The organism is Pseudomonas syringae KCTC 12500 (assembly GCF_000507185.2).
GTDB lineage: Bacteria > Pseudomonadota > Gammaproteobacteria > Pseudomonadales > Pseudomonadaceae > Aquipseudomonas > Aquipseudomonas syringae.
Genome location: NZ_AYTM02000002.1, coordinates 2805129 through 2821256, shown reverse-complemented (window position 1 = coordinate 2821256; position 16128 = coordinate 2805129). Strand labels below are relative to the sequence as shown.

General features: G+C 60.0%; 15 protein-coding genes. 5 read left to right on the top strand and 10 right to left on the bottom strand.

The window, feature by feature from the left end:
* Positions 1–43: 43 nt before the first annotated feature.
* Positions 44–715 carry a ribose-5-phosphate isomerase RpiA gene (gene rpiA, locus V476_RS12910; RefSeq protein ID WP_003343875.1) on the top strand — a complete coding sequence of 224 codons (672 nt, stop codon included), beginning with the start codon at positions 44–46 and terminating at the stop codon, positions 713–715.
* 45 nt (positions 716–760) lie between these two features.
* Here rpiA and V476_RS12905 read toward each other — a convergent pair whose 3' ends face one another.
* The 4 genes from V476_RS12905 to V476_RS12890 all read right to left on the bottom strand — a co-directional run bounded on the left by V476_RS12905 (position 761) and on the right by V476_RS12890 (position 5047).
* On the bottom strand, positions 761–1666 hold the full coding sequence (locus V476_RS12905; protein ID WP_024959064.1) for an SdiA-regulated domain-containing protein: 906 nt from the start codon (positions 1664–1666) through the stop codon (positions 761–763).
* 126 nt (positions 1667–1792) lie between these two features.
* Complete coding sequence (locus V476_RS12900) at positions 1793–2737, bottom strand: SdiA-regulated domain-containing protein (RefSeq protein WP_024959065.1); 945 nt, start codon at positions 2735–2737, stop codon at positions 1793–1795.
* A gap of 183 nt (positions 2738–2920) precedes the next feature.
* Positions 2921–3586 carry a fumarylacetoacetate hydrolase family protein gene (locus V476_RS12895; RefSeq protein WP_002555752.1) on the bottom strand — a complete coding sequence of 222 codons (666 nt, stop codon included), beginning with the start codon at positions 3584–3586 and terminating at the stop codon, positions 2921–2923.
* Positions 3587–3652: 66 nt separating this feature from the next.
* Positions 3653–5047 carry an FAD-binding oxidoreductase gene (locus tag V476_RS12890; protein WP_003427342.1) on the bottom strand — a complete coding sequence of 465 codons (1395 nt, stop codon included), beginning with the start codon at positions 5045–5047 and terminating at the stop codon, positions 3653–3655.
* Between the two features lie 160 nt (positions 5048–5207).
* Between V476_RS12890 and serA the strand changes: the two genes are divergently transcribed.
* Complete coding sequence (gene serA, locus V476_RS12885; protein WP_002555754.1) at positions 5208–6437, top strand: phosphoglycerate dehydrogenase; 1230 nt, start codon at positions 5208–5210, stop codon at positions 6435–6437.
* A gap of 281 nt (positions 6438–6718) precedes the next feature.
* Here serA and V476_RS12880 read toward each other — a convergent pair whose 3' ends face one another.
* Together V476_RS12880 and V476_RS12875 are read right to left on the bottom strand one after the other, a co-directional pair.
* The gene (locus V476_RS12880) at positions 6719–7156 is read right to left on the bottom strand and encodes a DUF4399 domain-containing protein (RefSeq protein ID WP_024959066.1); all 438 of its coding nucleotides are present in this window, start codon (positions 7154–7156) and stop codon (positions 6719–6721) included.
* Between the two features lie 138 nt (positions 7157–7294).
* A complete protein-coding gene (locus V476_RS12875) occupies positions 7295–7930 on the bottom strand; it encodes a 2OG-Fe(II) oxygenase (protein ID WP_003316482.1) in 636 nt (211 codons plus the stop codon).
* A 141-nt stretch (positions 7931–8071) separates the two neighbouring features.
* Between V476_RS12875 and V476_RS12870 the strand changes: the two genes are divergently transcribed.
* Positions 8072–8830 carry a DUF2059 domain-containing protein gene (locus V476_RS12870; protein WP_016569251.1) on the top strand — a complete coding sequence of 253 codons (759 nt, stop codon included), beginning with the start codon at positions 8072–8074 and terminating at the stop codon, positions 8828–8830.
* A gap of 51 nt (positions 8831–8881) precedes the next feature.
* Positions 8882–9073 (top strand): hypothetical protein, encoded by a 192-nt coding sequence (locus V476_RS12865; RefSeq protein ID WP_016569252.1) that lies wholly within the window; start codon positions 8882–8884, stop codon positions 9071–9073.
* On the opposite strand, the gene bipL is transcribed toward V476_RS12865, so the two are convergent.
* Positions 9070–10011 (bottom strand): phospholipase BipL, encoded by a 942-nt coding sequence (gene bipL / locus V476_RS12860; RefSeq protein WP_024959067.1) that lies wholly within the window; start codon positions 10009–10011, stop codon positions 9070–9072. The genes V476_RS12865 and bipL overlap by 4 nt on opposite strands.
* Positions 10012–10280: 269 nt before the next feature.
* Here bipL and V476_RS12855 point away from each other — a divergent pair, with 269 nt between their 5' ends.
* The gene (locus V476_RS12855) at positions 10281–12668 is read left to right on the top strand and encodes a penicillin acylase family protein (protein ID WP_024959068.1); all 2388 of its coding nucleotides are present in this window, start codon (positions 10281–10283) and stop codon (positions 12666–12668) included.
* A 495-nt stretch (positions 12669–13163) separates the two neighbouring features.
* On the opposite strand, the gene V476_RS12850 is transcribed toward V476_RS12855, so the two are convergent.
* From V476_RS12850 to potA, 3 genes are read right to left on the bottom strand one after another with little or no spacing between them, the layout of a single operon-like run.
* Positions 13164–14045, bottom strand: coding sequence for an ABC transporter permease subunit (locus V476_RS12850; protein WP_003318275.1), 882 nt, complete (start codon positions 14043–14045; stop codon positions 13164–13166).
* Complete coding sequence (locus V476_RS12845) at positions 14042–14962, bottom strand: ABC transporter permease subunit (RefSeq protein ID WP_024650325.1); 921 nt, start codon at positions 14960–14962, stop codon at positions 14042–14044. Before V476_RS12845 ends, V476_RS12850 begins: the two co-directional genes overlap by 4 nt.
* Positions 14959–16101 carry a polyamine ABC transporter ATP-binding protein gene (gene potA / locus V476_RS12840; protein ID WP_024959117.1) on the bottom strand — a complete coding sequence of 381 codons (1143 nt, stop codon included), beginning with the start codon at positions 16099–16101 and terminating at the stop codon, positions 14959–14961. Before potA ends, V476_RS12845 begins: the two co-directional genes overlap by 4 nt.
* Positions 16102–16128 lie beyond the last annotated feature (27 nt).

Here is a 16128-nt window from a genome sequence, read left to right as displayed (position 1 = left end):
TGCATCCCCCTCTTCTACCTACATCAGGCACCGTGGAGCCCGCATGACCCAGGATCAACTCAAACAGGCAGTCGCTCAGGCAGCTGTCGACTTCATCCTTCCGAAGCTCGATGACAAAAGCATTGTGGGCGTCGGCACCGGCTCCACGGCCAATTGCTTCATCGACGCGCTGGCCAAGCACAAGGCCGCGTTTGACGGCGCTGTTGCCAGCTCGCAAGCCACTGCGGCGCGCCTGAAGGCGCATGGCATTCCGGTCTATGAGCTGAACACGGTCAGCGATCTGGAGTTCTATGTCGACGGAGCCGACGAAAGCGACGAGCACCTGAACCTGATCAAGGGCGGCGGCGCGGCACTGACTCGCGAGAAAATCGTCGCGGCCGTGGCCAAGACCTTCATCTGCATCGCCGACGGCAGCAAGCTGGTACCAGTGCTGGGCGCGTTCCCGCTGCCGGTCGAAGTCATTCCGATGGCCCGCAGCCACGTTGCGCGGCAACTGGTGAAACTGGGCGGCGACCCGGTTTATCGCGAAGGTGTTCTGACCGACAACGGCAACATCATCATTGATGTGCACAACATGAGCATTACCAACCCGGTGGAGCTGGAAGCGCAGATCAACGCCATCGTCGGCGTGGTCACCAACGGCCTGTTCGCCGCCCGTCCGGCCGATCTGTTGCTGCTGGGCACCACCGAAGGCGTGAAAACCCTGACGCGCTGATAAAACCGGTCATGCCCACGCAAGGTGGGCATGACCCTCACAGGCTCAAGGCTTGCGGAACACGTAAAACAGGTTCGGCTCGCTCACCAGATACAACGCCCCTTCAGCATCCATGGCCATCCCTTCAGCCTGCGGCACGTCCTTGCTCAGCCCCATCGCCCCTTTTGCCAGCGAGCCGCTGCCAATCGGATGACCACTGGTGTCGAGTTCGAGAATGCGCTTCGACTCATCGGACAACGCCAGCAAATGGCCGCTGGTCTCATCGAATTGCAGGCTGGAGAGGTCACGAACCGACAGTCGGCCATCGCGCTTGCTGTTGGAGATGACCTGCAGATTGCCGGGAGCCTCGGAGTTGGTCTTGGGAAAGCCGCGCACCTCGATGATCTGCACCGGATCACGCTCCCGGGCGACAAACAGGCGCTTACCCACCGAATCATAGGCCAGCCCTTCATAGCCCTTGTTGCCGCTGGCGGTGATGCCCAGCGTCAATTGTTCTGCCTGGGCGGCGTCCAGACTTTTGGTGTTGTCATCGACGTGAATCTGAATCAGCCGGAGCCGACGCTCATCGCTGATCACGTAAGTGCCCGGGCTGATGTATTCGACGGCCTCTGCATCACCGAAACCCACCAGCGGAATGCGCCGCAGCACACGACCGTCCAGGCTCAGCTCGACCAGTTCGGGGTTCTGATTGGTCACCGTAAACAGGCTCTTGCGGTCCGGGTCGTAGCTCAGGCCCGAGACATCATCCTTCAGCCCGTCGATCACCTGTGCTTCTGTGACGACGCGGTACTGATCCAGACCAATGGACTGAAGCGAGTCGGACTGCCAGAACACCTGCCAGTCGAACAGGGCGCTTTCAACATAGCGGTATCGCTGATTGGCGATCACGAACACGACGATCAGAGGTACAAGGGCCAGAAGCAGAACTAAAGAGCGAGTAGAGCGACGCATGAAGGGTGACTCGGACAGATTGAGCGGACGGGATTGATACCATGCCATCCTGAAAGCAAGCTTAATGGCATGGTGCTATATGTTTGCCGAATGTGTATCGGCGACCTGTGTAGCGGCCGTCCTGGCTCAGTGCTTGTGAAGCGCCCTGTGAAACGAATAGAACAGGTTCGGTTCGCTGACCATGTACAGCGTACCGGCCTCATCGAGGGCCACGCCTTCAGCGCGCGGAATTGTATCCTTCAAACCGTTCATGCCGCCCAACAATGTCATGAAGCTCACCTGCTCGCCTTGCTCGTCGACTTCCAGCAACATGTGCGAATCGGCAGACAGCGCGAGCATGTGGCCCGTGCGCGGGTCGATGCTCAGCGAGGACAGATTGCGCATGTCCAGCGAGCGACTGGGTAGCGGCTGCTTGTCGCCTGTCAGCACGTCACTGCCATCACTTTTCCACGTATACAGCGCGGGAGGTCGCTCCTCGCCCAGTATCAACTGCTGACGCTGTGGGTCCCAGGCGATGCCTTCGAAGCCCTTGTTCTGGTTGGAGGACTTGCCGAGTTCGTACTGGGGAAAATCCGCGATGTTCAGGGTGGTGGTGTCGGCATTCACTTTAACGATGGTCAGCTTGTGCTGGCGCTCGTCAGTGATCGCAATCAGGCCATCGTTCATGACGGCAACGCCTTCCGGATTGCTCCAGCCCACCAACGGGATCTTGCGCAGTACATCGCCCGTGAGCGTCAGCTCCACCAGAAACGCATTTTTGCCCATGACCGCAAACAGCGTTTTAGTCACCGGGTTATAAGACAAGTCCGACGCCTCGTCCTTCTCCATGCCTGGCAGCACCTTGGCGTCGATGTCCACATGGTAGTCCGGCAGCCAGATGCTGGCGTGGCGACCTGCCTTGCTCTCGAACCGCTCCTGAAACCAGAGCAGCGCGCGGTCATCCCAATGCATGATGAACGCCAGCCCATAGCCCAGCAAGGCAACCACTAACAACCACGAATACCAGCGCATGTTGCGCAGGTAAGCGAAGCGTTTTTTAGTACGAGGCGGCTTTGCGGCAGTACTGGCCATTCATGTGTTCCTGAGCAAATGAGACTTCATGACGACGGGGGGCCCTTGCAGGGACGGCCGGATTATCCAGAACAGGTGTGAAAAAAACGCAAAATCGGCTGAACTATCAGTCACTCCACAAACAAAAGCCACCCGGGAGTGATCCCGCGTGGCTTTGGGTGCAGCATTGAAAATGCTGTCGGCTTACCTGACGACGCTCTCGAACGGCGTCTGCCCGACCAGTTCCAGCGCGATCTGGTCGCCGGCTTCAAACGGCCCGACACCGGCAGGCGTGCCGGTCATGATCAGGTCGCCGGCCTGCAGCGAGAAGTTGGCTGCCATGTGCTGGATCATCGGCACGATCGGGTTGAGCATCATGTTGCTGTTGCCGTCCTGAACCACCTTGCCATTGAGGGTCAGGCGGATACCGATGTCCTCCAGATCCGGGAAGGTCTCGGCGGGCACGAACGGCGGGATCACCGCAGCGCCGTCGAAACACTTGGCCAGCTCCCACGGCAGGCCTTTCTCACGCAGACGAGACTGGACGTCACGCAGCGTCAGGTCCAGACCAGGCGCAAAGCCGCTGATCGCGTCGAGTACTTCTTCGCGCGACGGGTTCTTGCTCAGGGGCTTGCCGATCAACACCACGATCTCGGCTTCGTAATGCACCGAACCGCGGTCTGCCGGGATGGTGAAGCCACCCTCCAGCGCAACCACCGCGCTGCCGGGTTTCATGAACAGCAGCGGCTCGGTAGGCACCGCGTTGCCCAGTTCCTTGGCGTGTTCGGCGTAGTTACGCCCGATGCAGACCACTTTACCCAGCGGGAAGTGAATGTTGGTGCCATCGACATATTTGTGCTGGTAGCTCATGACGTCTCCTGAGGCTGTAAGAGGTAGCCTGCTTATTGTTGCGACGGATCAAATGGTTGCGACGGATCAAACGGCGAAGATTTTGCCGGGATTCATGATCCCGTTGGGATCGAACACCGCTTTCAACGCTTTCATGTATTCGATTTCGACCGGCGAGCGACTGTATGTCAAATAGTCACGCTTGGTCATCCCGACGCCGTGCTCGGCCGAAATCGAGCCGTTGTACTTTTCAACGGTCTCGAACACCCACTTGTTGACCCGGGCGCATTTGACGAAGAACTCGTCCTTGTCGAGGCCCTCGGGCTTGAGGATGTTCAGGTGCAGGTTGCCGTCGCCAATGTGGCCGTACCAGAGCACTTCGAAGTCCGGGTAATGCTCGGCAACGATGGCATCGATTTCAGCCAGAAACTCCGGCACTTTCGAGACAGTGACCGAGATATCGTTTTTGTACGGCGTGAAATGCGAGATGGTTTCGGAGATGTACTCGCGCAGCTTCCACAGGTTGCGTAATTGCTGTTCGCTCTGGCTCATCACGCCGTCCAGCACCCAACCCTGCTCGACGCAGTGCTCGAAAGTCGCCAGGGCCTGATCGGCGAGGTCTTCGGTGGTCGCTTCGAATTCCAGCAACACGTAGAACGGGCACGGCGTGTCGAAAGGCGACGGCACATCACCGCGCGCCATTACGCGGGCGAAGGATTTGTCCGAGAAGAATTCGAAGGCGGTCAGGTCGAGCTTGCCGTGAAAGGCATGCAGCACCGGCATGATCGAGTTGAAGTCGGAAGTGCCCAGCACCATCGCGGTGAGGTTCTTCGGCGCACGGTCGAGGCGCATGGTCGCTTCGACGACAAAGCCCAGCGTACCTTCGGCACCGATGAACAACTGGCGCAAATCGTAGCCGGTGGCGTTCTTGATCAGGTCCTTGTTCAGCTCAAGCAGGTCTCCCTTGCCGGTGACCACTTTGAGGCCCGCGACCCAATTGCGCGTCATGCCGTAGCGAATGACCTTGATGCCGCCTGCATTGGTGCCGATATTGCCGCCGATCTGGCTGGAGCCCGAAGAAGCGAAGTCGACCGGGTAATAAAGACCGTTTTCTTCAGCCAGCGCCTGCAATTGCCGGGTGATCACGCCAGGCTGACAGACCGCCGTGCGGTCGGTGAGGTTCAGATCCAGCACCTGGTTCATGTAATCGAACGAGACGACCACTTCACCGTTGGCGGCCACCGCAGCTGCCGAAAGCCCGGTGCGTCCACCCGAGGGCACCAGCGCCACGAGCCGCTCATTGGCCCAGCGTACGATGGCCTGCACCTGTTCGGTGGTCTTGGGGAATACGATGGCCAGTGGCGCAGGGGTGAACTGCTTGGTCCAGTCCTTGCCGTAAGTCTCCAGAGAACCGGCATCAGTGAGTACCTTGCCAGGGTCAACCAAGGTCTGCAGCTCATCAATCAAAACGCGATCGGTCATTGAATCAACTCTCGAACGATTCATGGGCATCCTGAGAACGGTTCACGTTCGGGATGAGGTTTCGCGGGGCTCATATGCTAGCATACGCCCCCCGCGAGTCGTGCCCAGAGCCGATCCGGCCACCCCCTGCCAATTTTCTTCGGGACACAGGTTTACGCAGATGAGCAAGACTTCCCTCGACAAGAGCAAGATCAAGTTCCTTCTTCTCGAAGGCGTCCACCAATCCGCTGTCGACGTCCTCAAGGCAGCCGGTTACACCAGCATCGAGTACCACACCAAGTCTCTGCCGGAAGCCGAACTGAAAGAAAAGATCGCCGACGCCCATTTCATCGGTATCCGCTCCCGTACTCAGCTGACCGAAGAGCTGTTCGATTGCGCCAAGAAACTGGTTGCGGTCGGCTGCTTCTGCATCGGCACCAACCAGGTTGACCTGAACGCGGCGCGCGAGCGCGGTATCGCAGTGTTCAATGCGCCCTACTCCAATACCCGTTCGGTCGCCGAACTGGTGCTGGCCGAAGCCATCCTGCTGCTGCGCGGTATCCCCGAGAAGAACGCTTCCTGCCACCGTGGAGGCTGGATCAAGAGCGCCGCCAACTCCTTCGAGATCCGTGGCAAGAAGCTGGGCATCATCGGTTACGGTTCGATCGGTACGCAGCTGTCGGTGCTGGCTGAAGGTCTGGGCATGCAGGTGTACTTCTACGACACGCTGACCAAACTGCCGCTGGGCAACGCCACTCAGGTGTCGAGCCTGAACGAGCTGCTGGGCATGTCCGATATCGTCACCCTGCACGTTCCGGAAACCTCGGAAACCCAGTGGATGATCGGCGAGAAAGAAATCCGCGCGATGAAAAAGGGCAGCATCCTGATCAACGCCGCGCGTGGCACCGTGGTCGAACTGGACGCACTGGCTGACGCCATCAAGGACAAGCACCTGATCGGCGCCGCCATCGATGTGTTCCCGGTCGAGCCGCGCTCGAACGACGACATCTTCGAAAGCCCGCTGCGCGGTCTGGACAACGTGATCCTGACGCCGCACATCGGTGGCTCGACTGCCGAAGCGCAGGCCAACATCGGTCTGGAAGTGGCGGAAAAACTGGTCAAGTACAGCGACAACGGTACGTCGGTGTCCTCGGTCAACTTCCCGGAAGTGGCGCTGCCTGCGCACCCTGGCAAGCATCGCCTGCTGCACATCCACGAAAACATTCCGGGCGTGCTCAGCGAGATCAACAAGGTCTTCGCCGAGAACGGTATCAACATCTCCGGTCAGTTCCTGCAGACCAACGAGAAAGTCGGCTACGTGGTCATCGACGTCGACGCCGAATACTCCGACCTCGCCCAGGCCAAGCTGCAACAGATCAAAGGCACCATCCGCAGCCGCGTGTTGTTCTGATCCGAGCGCAGCTCATCGTCACACACAAGTCCTGAAGAGCTCGTAAAACGTGGCTCTCAGGCTTTTGTAGGAGCGAACTTGTTCGCGAAGACGGTGCGTCAGACGATGCATCTTCTTCGACTACATGGGCCCCTTCGCGAACAATGCGGATCGCCGCCCCGGTCGCTCCCACGGCCTTCGGCCAGAATCAAAAGCGGACTTGTGTATAACGATGAGCGCTCCAGCGTGGGAATGCCGTTCGTGACGCTCCGCGTCAAACCCCGGCACGTGAAATCAAATACCTACTTCACATTGATGGTGATCTTTTTCGACTCAACCGATGGGTTCAGCGGCATGTGGCCTTTATCGCCCATCAGCAATTGCAGGGTGTGCTGGCCCGGCGGCAGGTTGATTTCGGTTTCGGTCTGGCCCTTGCCGAAGTGACGGATGTTGTCGCTGACAGGCAGTGGTGCATTCATCGACGGCTGGTCCTTCACGTCGATCAGCAGGTGATGGTGACCGGTCTCGGGAACATCGACACCCGCAGGCGCGACGCCCATGCCCTTGAGGCCGAATTGCACCTTGAACGGTGTGGTGACCGTTTCACCGTCCTTGGGCGAGATGATGTACACCTCGGCGCCTTCAGGGGCTGCGGTGCGTGGTATATCGGCGGCGCTGGCCAGCATGGATGCGCTGAGCAACAGGCCGGCGACCATCGTTCCAGAAAATAAGGATTTCATGATTGCTCCGGCTGCAGTTGGCGTAAGTCGACCCTCACACGACGAATCCGTCGGTTCAGGAGTGCTCACGATAGACCGCAGTCCGGCTCAATGGCTCATTACGTTGATGAAACTGTTTTCATGAACGCAGCCTGCAGGTCACTGGAACAGCTCGTTACCCCGGCGTCTGAACCATCCCGTCAGTGACAGGCGATCACGACTGGCGGGCATGACTTCATGGGGAATTTCGCCGGACAGAAAGACCACCAGGCAGCCGCCCGTAGGCTGAACGTCGTAAGCCACCTCGTCCTTGAGGTACATGCGCAACTGACCGCCGTGCTCGGGCAGCCAGGCGTTATTGAGGTAGAGCACCGCCGACACCATGCGCCTGTCGTCATCGCGGAATCGGTCCACATGCCTGAGGTAGCGGGCACCCGGCGGATACAGCGCGAAGTGGCTTTCGTAATCTTCCAGCCCGAGGAAAAGGCCGCGATTGAGCGCCTGACGCAAACTGTCCATCAGCTCGAGATAGCGGTCGCAGCACTGCACCTGCCCCGGCTCAAGCCACTGAATGCGGTCGCCACGAATCCCCTCGCGTATTTCCAGCGCGGTTCCCTTGCCAATCGCGGCCGGCTCGAGCTCGCCTTCGGCCGCACGTTTGCGGCACTCTTGCTCAAGTTCCAGAGTCAGAGCTTCGGGCAGGAAAATATTCTGCTGCGACCAGCCGTTGGCGGCCAGATCGTCGACGATTCGTAACAGCAGTGGGTGGTCAGAGGGTATGCGCATGGCGTGCATAGTATCCATAAGCCCTGAAATCGGACAGAGGCTTATACAGGCGGCATCACACGCATGAGATTTCATTCACCGAAGCCACTCATAACTCGACAAATCCACGCCAACACCGGGAGAATAGCGGCCTGCCGACAGGAGTCCCCAATGCGTCGTTTGTTTGTTTTGCTGTTGATGTTCTGCACCTCACCTGCCTGGGCAGACAGCTACGATCAGTTGTACAAGTCTGCAGGCTGGCCGGAACAGCGCGCGCATTTCAACGATGCCCTCAAGGCTGCCCAACAGCGTTACAGCAACAACCTGCCGCCCGCGGTTTATCAAGCGCTGGTCAACAACAGCAATCAGCGTTTCGCCCCCCAGGCCATGGACCAGCGCGCCTCGAAGCGCCTGCGTGAAAGCCTCAAGGACCCTGCCCCGTCGCTGCAGTTTTTCCAGTCACCGCTGGGCCGCAAGATCGTCAATGCCGAGCTGACCGCCACCCGCGCCGATCAGCTGGCCAAACATGCCCATGGGCTGCCGCATATCGAAGCGGACGCGACGCGTCAGTTGTTGATCGGCCATCTGGCCCAGGCGCTGCCTGCCAGAGAGGCCGGCGCGGAAGTCAGCCTTGCCATCGCAGGCGTTGCCGCAGACAGCCTGAGCCAGATGATTCCCGGCCTGCTCGGTGGAGGCCAGGCGCAGGGCATGCTCGAAGGCCAGCGCGAGCGCCTGATGGCGCAGATGAGTGCTGATCTGAACAACACGCTGCTGTACGTCTATCGCGACCTGTCGGACCCTGAGCTCGAAGAATTCTCGACCTTCGCCGAGTCGCCGGAAGGCAAAGCCTATTACCAGGCCGCTCTGGCCGCGATTCGTGCCGGTCTGGCCGTCGGGCAGAGTGCGTCAAGCCTTAATCCCGGACAGTAAAAACCGTTCAGGCCTTCAAGCGCCTGAGGTCAAAGGAATGGACACCATCGTATGAAAGACTCATTGGCTTTGCTCGCCACCGGTATCGTAATGGCCTTTTTCGCCTGGTTGTTCTGGAGTTCTCTGGGGCAGGATGCCTTTGCCGTGTTTGGGGCACTGATGCTCGTCGTAATGGCCCTTGAAAACTATCGCCTGCGCCGACAGGTCAAGGCGCTGCAGGCCGGCAAGGCTGAAAAAGTCTAACGAAGTCGCCCTTTCAGAAAATCAAAGTACCGAGCCCGCAGCTCTGGCGTTTCGTTGGCCAGATGATGCCGGGCGTGCCCGAGCATCAGAATCTGCGGCTGGCTGAACTTGTCTTTCAGGATCGCCAGATTGTGCGACCAGTCGACCGTCATGTCCGCCTCACCCTGAATGATCAGCGGGCTGCGCAGGCTGCACGGCGCGCTTTCAACACGCACGATCCATTGCGCCAGCGCGCCGACCCAGGCCGTGGGCAGTCGCAGCGGCTGTAACGGATCGGCCATCAGAAAAGGCAGGAACGCGGGTGCATTGGAGTTTTCGGTAAAACGGCGGGCAATGCCGTTCACGAACGGTTTGAGCAGGTGATAACTCAGACGCGACCAGCCCCACGCACGCGGCCGGACCAGCGGCGCCAGCAGGATCACCTCCCCCTGCGCGGGCGAGTCTGCCCCCTGATGAAGCAGGTGATCCGTCACGATGGCACCGCCCATGCTTTGGCCGCACAGGTGCCAGGGATGTGGCAGCCCAAGGCCTTCGGCTTCGAGCAGCAGGCGTTGCAACACCAACTGGTACTCGGCGAAGTCATTGATACAGGCACGACTGCCGCTCGACAGACCATGCCCCGGCAGGTCGCAGGCGATCACGGCAAAGCCCTGCTCCAGAGCCCACTCGATCACATGCCGGTACAACCCCATGTGGTCATAGAAGCCGTGAAACAGAAACAGCGTGGCGACCGGGCTGTCAGGCAGCCAGACCTGCCCGACCACCTCGTAGCCCGCCACATCGAGGCGCCCCAGCCAACTGCGTATGACGTTGTCGCCACACAGCCCTGCAAGACCGTAGAAGCGCTGATAGGCCAGCCCCTCCATGGAAAGCGGATCAATAACGCTCAGCGGCAGCAGGCTGGCACGCAGGTTATCGGGGTCGAACGTGACGGACATGTGGTTTCCAGATTTCAACAAATGGCTCGTAAAGTTGTGTAACGATATTCTTCTGTCTGCCCCGGCATGGCAAGCTAAGCCGCTGTAATCGCAGACATCTGTCATTGAACGTGCACATTACTGTCTGCACACTGGGCGATGCTTGCGAGCTCACCCGCCCGAATTCGCCCTGAAGCCGCTTCAAACGGCTCTTGTGTCGGGTTTCATCGAGTCAACTGCGTCACAACGATAGTCTCCATTCCTGCCTACGCCATTTACAGAGAAACCGGATGAAACGCAGCCTCTTCATTCTAGCCATCATCATCGCCCTGCTTGCAGGTGTCGCGGGCTGGTACGTAAATAGCAAGTTGCCGGTACGCGACGGCGAGATCGCAATGAGCCGTCTTCAGGCCCCCGTCACCCTGAGCTACGACGAGCGTGGCGTGCCGCACATCCGCGCCGAGAACGAAGCCGACCTTTACCGTGCGCTGGGCTATGCCCATGCTCAGGACCGGCTGTTCCAGATGGAAATGCTGCGTCGCCTGGCACGTGGCGAGCTGGCAGAGGTACTGGGGCCGAATCTGGTCGAGACCGACAAACTGTTTCGCACCCTGCGCATTCGTGAACACGCGGACGCGTATGTCGCACGTCAGGACAAGAACACCCCGACCTGGAAAGCGCTGGAAGCCTACATCGACGGCATCAACCAGTATCAGGACACCCATGCAAGGCCGATGGAGTTCGACGCACTGGGCATCCCCAGACGACGCTTCACCACAGAGGACACGGTCAGCATCTCCGGCTATCTGGCTTACAGTTTTGCCGCGGCGTTCAGAACCGAGCCGCTGCTGACCTACGTGCGCGATCAGCTTGGGCCGGAGTACTTGAAAGTCTTCGATCTGGACTGGCACCCGGACGGCATGCTCGACTCGAAACCGGCACTGGCCGACGCCGACTGGAAGGGCCTGAATCAGCTGGCGCAGTTGAGTCACAAGGCGCTTGAAGACGCTGGCCTGCCGCAATTCGAAGGCAGCAACGCCTGGGTGATTTCCGGCAGCCGCACGCAAAGCGGCAAGCCGATCCTGGCGGGTGACCCGCACATTCGCTTCTCGGTGCCTTCGATATGGTACGAAGCGCAGCTGTCGGCGCCGGGCTTTGAGTTGTACGGGCACTTTCCGGCGCTCAACCCGTTCGCGTTGCTGGGCCATAACATGGACTTCGGCTGGAGCCTGACCATGTTCCAGAACGATGACGTGGACCTGATTGCCGAGAAGACCAATCCGCAGAACCCGAATCAGGTTTGGTACCACGGGCAATGGACGGACATGAAACGCTCCGAGCAGCAGATCGCCGTCAAAGGCCAGGCCCCGGTCACACTGACGCTGCTGGAGTCGCCGCACGGCCCTATCGTCAATAACGTGATGGGCAAGAACGCCGGCCAGACACCTATCGCGATGTGGTGGTCGTTTCTGGCGTCTGCCAACCCGGTGCTGGACGGTTTCTACGAGGCCAACCGCGCCGATACACTGGACAAGATGCGTAGCGCAGCCGAGAAGATTCAGTCGCCGGGCCTCAATATCGTCTGGGCCAACGCCAAAGGCGATATCGGCTGGTGGGCGGCGGCGCAACTGCCGATCCGTCCGCAGGGCGTCAACCCCAGTTTCATTCTGGACGGCAGCACGGCACAGGCCGATAAGCTCGGCTTTTACCCGTTCAGCGCCAACCCGCACGAAGAAAACCCGGCGCGTGGCTACATCGTCTCAGCCAACTTCCAGCCGCTGTCGCCGACCGGTATGCAGATTCCTGGTTACTACAACCCGGCCGAACGTGGCCAGGAGCTGAACCGGCAACTGAGTGACGCCAGCGTCAAGTGGGACCTTGCCGCCAGCAAGGCGCTGCAACTGGACACGCAGACCGACTATGCACCGAGCATTCTAAGGCCATTGATTCCGGTACTGCGCAGTGTTGTCAGCGACCCGGACGAACGGGCACTCGTGGAGCGACTGGCCAGCTGGAAAGGTGATTATCCCGTCGATTCGGTGGGTGCCACGCTGTTCAATCAGTTCCTGTTCGACCTGACCGAAGAGACCTTTCACGACGAATTGGGCGACGCGATGTTTGAAACCCTGCTGTCGACCCGCGTGCTGGACGCCGCCCTGCCGCGCCTGGCCGCCGATGCCGATTCGCCGTGGTGGAACAATCGCAATTCACCCCACGAAGAAAGCCGCGCCAACACCGTCAAGGTGGCCTGGCGCGCCAGTGTTTCGCATTTGCGGTCGCTGTACGGCACCAATCCGGACGAATGGGTGTGGGGCAAGGCGCATACCCTGACTCAAGGCCATCCGCTGGGTTCACAAAAGCCGCTGGACATGATTTTCAACGTCGGCCCTTACGCAGCGCCGGGCACGCATGAAGTGCCGAACAACCTGTCATCGAGCATACGCCCCGCCCCGTGGCCAGTCGGCTACGGCCCCTCGACCCGCCGCCTGATCGACTTCGCCGACCCGGCGCACAGCCTGGGGATAAACCCGGTAGGACAAAGCGGCGTGCCCTTCGACAAGCACTACTCCGATCAGGCCAAGGCATTCGTGAACGGCGAATACCTGCCACAGCGCTTCAGCGAGAAGGACATTGCCGAGCATACGGAAGGGGTTTTACGGTTGGCGCCGGGGGCGTAGCGATACTCTCTGCGCCGAGCCCGGAAATGGGGCTTCTGCCCGGAGGGCGTGGGAGCGAGCTTGCTCGCGAACTGTTGGGAACCGACAGTGAAACCGTCACGTGCGGTACATCTGGCACAACCGAGGTCGCTGGTTTGGCTGCCGGTCCCCGGCAGTTCGCGAACAAGTTCGCTCCTACGCCCTGCGGGCAGAATCAAGAGCGGGCTTGTGTATCGCGCATGATCAGGCTGCTTCCAAGGGTTTTACGGCTGGTGCCGGGGGTGTAGCGACACTCTCTGCGCGGGCCCGGAGATGGCGCTTCTGCCCGGAGGGCGTGGGAGCGAACTTGTTCGCGAACTGTCGGGAACCGACAGTGAAACCGTCACGTACGGTACATCAGGCACAACCGAGGTCGCTGGTTTGGCTGCCGGTCCCCGGCAGTTCGCGAGCAAGCTCGCTCCTACGCCCTACGGGCAGGATCAAGAGCGGGCTTGTGTATCGCGCACGATCAGGTCTTCACGCCGCCGGAGCACGCCTCGGATCGGGCTGTTTCCAAGCGTCTGCCGCGCTTTCCTCGATAGCCTGCTGGATCGCACGCTTGCGGTTGTTTTCGGCGCGGCGGGTGAAGAACCAGACCAGGAAGGTAGCCAGTGACACGGCCAGCAGGATCAGGCTCGCCACTGCGTTGATTTCAGGCTTCACACCCAGGCGCACGGCAGAGAACACTTCCATCGGCAAGGTCGTCGAGCCGGGCCCGGAGACGAAGCTGGCGAGTACCAGGTCGTCCAGCGACAGCGCGAAGGACATCATGCCCCCGGCTGCCAGCGATGGCGCGATCATCGGGATGGTGATCAGCAAGAACACCTTCCACGGACGGGCGCCCAGGTCCATTGCGGCTTCTTCGATCGACAGGTCCAGCTCACGCAGGCGCGCCGACACCACCACCGCCACGTAGGCCGCACAGAACGTCGTGTGCGCGATCCAGATGGTCATGATGCCGCGTTCCTGCGGCCAGCCGATCAATTGCGCCATGGCCACGAACAGCAGCAACAGCGACAGACCGGTGATCACTTCCGGCATTACCAAAGGAGCCGTGACCAGCCCGCCAAAGAACGTGCGGCCTTTGAAGCGGCTGATGCGCGTCAGCACAAACGCCGCCATGGTCCCCAGCGCCACCGCAGCAACGGCGGTGTAGCAGGCGATTTCCAGCGAGCGCATCACCGAGCCCATCAGTTGCGAGTTGTCCAGCAGGCCGACGTACCACTTCACCGACCAGCCGCCCCAGACCGTCACCAGTTGCGAAGCGTTGAACGAGTAGATGACCAGAATCACCATCGGCGCATAGATGAACAGCAAACCCAGCACCAGCATCAGGTTCGAGAATCGAAAGCGGTTCATGCCTTGCCCTCCAGTTCTTTGGCCTGACTGCGGTTGAACAGGATAATGGGCACGATCAGCACCAGCAGCATGATGACCGCCAGCGCCGAAGCCACCGGCCAGTCACGGTTGTTGAAGAATTCCTGCCACAGCACGCGACCGATCATCAGGGTTTCCGGACCGCCGAGCAGCTCGGGAATCACGAACTCGCCCACCACCGGAATGAATACCAGCATGCAGCCGGCGATCACGCCGTTCTTGGACAGCGGTACGGTGATTTTCCAGAAGCTGTTAAAGGTGCTTGAACCGAGGTCGGACGCTGCTTCCAAAAGGCTGGTGTCGTGCTTCACAAGGTTGGCGTACAGCGGCAGGATCATGAACGGCAGGTAGGAATAGACCACGCCGATGTACACCGCCAGGTTGGTATTGAGGATCTGCAGCGGCGCGTCGATCAGCCCCAGCCACATCAGGAATGCATTGAGCAACCCGTTGTTGCTGAGGATACCCATCCAGGCGTAGACACGGATCAGAATCGCCGTCCAGGTCGGCATCATGATCAGCAGCAACAGCACGGTTTGCAGGTCCTTGCGCGCGCTGGCGATGGCGTAGGCCATCGGATAGCCGATCAGCAGGCACAGCAAGGTGCTGATGAAGGCCATCTTCAGCGAGCCCAGATAGGCCGAAACGTACAAATCATCGCCGCTGAGCAAAGTGTAGTTGGCGAAGTTGAGGACCATCTGCAGCTTTTCGTCGGCGTAGCTGAAGATTTCGGTGTACGGCGGGATCGCGACGTCGGCCTCGGCGAAGCTGATCTTGAGCACGATCAGAAACGGCAGAGCAAAGAACAGGAACAGCCAGAGGAACGGCACGCCGATGACCATCTGCCGCCCGTTGGGCTTTATGCGCTCGAACGCGCGCTTGATCTTCCGCATTTTCATGAGCGCAGTACCACGCCGCTGTCGTCTTCCCACCAGACGTAGACTTCATCGCCCCAGGTAGGCCGCGCGCCTTGACGCTCGGCATTGGCGACGAACGACTGCACCAGCTTGCCGCCCGGCAGCTCGACGTAGAACACCGAATGACCACCCAGATAGGCGATGTCGTGGACCTTGCCGCGCGACCAGTTGTATTCGAAGCCTGGCTGCTCGGTGGTGATCAGCAGTTTCTCCGGACGCAGTGCATAGGTAATGTGCTTGTCTTCCACCGATGTACTGACGCCGTGGCCGACATAGATATTGTGCTCCAGCTCGGGGCTGCGGATCAGCGCATGGGCTTCCATGTCTTCGATCACGTCACCCTCGAACAGGTTGACGCTGCCGATGAATTCGCAGACCAGACGGCTGGTCGGGGTCTCGTAGATGTCGATCGGGCTGCCGATCTGCGCGATCCAGCCCAGGTGCATGATCGCGATGCGCTCGGCCATGGTCATGGCCTCTTCCTGATCGTGAGTCACCATCACGCAGGTCACGCCAACGCGCTCGATGATCTCCACCAGCTCCAGCTGCATCTGCGAACGCAGTTTCTTGTCCAGCGCGCCCATCGGCTCGTCGAGCAGCAACAGCTTGGGCTTTTTGGCCAGTGACCGGGCCAGAGCAACGCGTTGACGCTGACCGCCGGAGAGCTGATGCGGCTTGCGCTTGGCGTACTGGGTCATCTGTACCAGCTTGAGCATTTCTGCCACACGGGCTTCGATTTCCGGCTTGCCCAGCTTGTCCTGCTTGAGGCCGAAGGCGATGTTGTCCGCCACGGTCATGTGTGGGAACAGCGCATAAGACTGGAACATCATGTTGATCGGGCGTTCGTACGGCGGCATGTCGGTGATGTCGACACCGTCGAGGTAGATGCGCCCCTCGGTCGGCCGTTCGAACCCGGCCAGCATGCGCAGCAGTGTCGATTTGCCGGAGCCAGAGCCGCCAAGCAGGGCGAAGATCTCGCCCTTGTTGATCTGCAGGGACACATCATCCACCGCGATCGTCTCGTCGAACTTTTTCGTGACCCGATCAATCTTGACCAGCACCTCTTTGGGTTGCTGACCGCCTTCGATGGCTTTCTTGTAGGCGCCGGAGGCAACTGCCATGGGTGAAACTCCCAACAGGTAGGCAAC

Bases quoted from the DNA above. Each gene is read 5' to 3' on its own strand.
- rpiA (WP_003343875.1), top strand. From the start codon at position 44: ATGACCCAGGATCAACTCAAACAGGCAGTCGCTCAGGCAGCTGTCGAC.
- V476_RS12905 (WP_024959064.1), bottom strand. From the start codon at position 1,666: ATGCGTCGCTCTACTCGCTCTTTAGTTCTGCTTCTGGCCCTTGTACCT.
- V476_RS12900 (WP_024959065.1), bottom strand. From the start codon at position 2,737: ATGGCCAGTACTGCCGCAAAGCCGCCTCGTACTAAAAAACGCTTCGCT.
- V476_RS12895 (WP_002555752.1), bottom strand. From the start codon at position 3,586: ATGAGCTACCAGCACAAATATGTCGATGGCACCAACATTCACTTCCCG.
- V476_RS12890 (WP_003427342.1), bottom strand. From the start codon at position 5,047: ATGACCGATCGCGTTTTGATTGATGAGCTGCAGACCTTGGTTGACCCT.
- serA (WP_002555754.1), top strand. From the start codon at position 5,208: ATGAGCAAGACTTCCCTCGACAAGAGCAAGATCAAGTTCCTTCTTCTC.
- V476_RS12880 (WP_024959066.1), bottom strand. From the start codon at position 7,156: ATGAAATCCTTATTTTCTGGAACGATGGTCGCCGGCCTGTTGCTCAGC.
- V476_RS12875 (WP_003316482.1), bottom strand. From the start codon at position 7,930: ATGCACGCCATGCGCATACCCTCTGACCACCCACTGCTGTTACGAATC.
- V476_RS12870 (WP_016569251.1), top strand. From the start codon at position 8,072: ATGCGTCGTTTGTTTGTTTTGCTGTTGATGTTCTGCACCTCACCTGCC.
- V476_RS12865 (WP_016569252.1), top strand. From the start codon at position 8,882: ATGAAAGACTCATTGGCTTTGCTCGCCACCGGTATCGTAATGGCCTTT.
- bipL (WP_024959067.1), bottom strand. From the start codon at position 10,011: ATGTCCGTCACGTTCGACCCCGATAACCTGCGTGCCAGCCTGCTGCCG.
- V476_RS12855 (WP_024959068.1), top strand. From the start codon at position 10,281: ATGAAACGCAGCCTCTTCATTCTAGCCATCATCATCGCCCTGCTTGCA.
- V476_RS12850 (WP_003318275.1), bottom strand. From the start codon at position 14,045: ATGAACCGCTTTCGATTCTCGAACCTGATGCTGGTGCTGGGTTTGCTG.
- V476_RS12845 (WP_024650325.1), bottom strand. From the start codon at position 14,962: ATGAAAATGCGGAAGATCAAGCGCGCGTTCGAGCGCATAAAGCCCAAC.
- potA (WP_024959117.1), bottom strand. From the start codon at position 16,101: ATGGCAGTTGCCTCCGGCGCCTACAAGAAAGCCATCGAAGGCGGTCAG.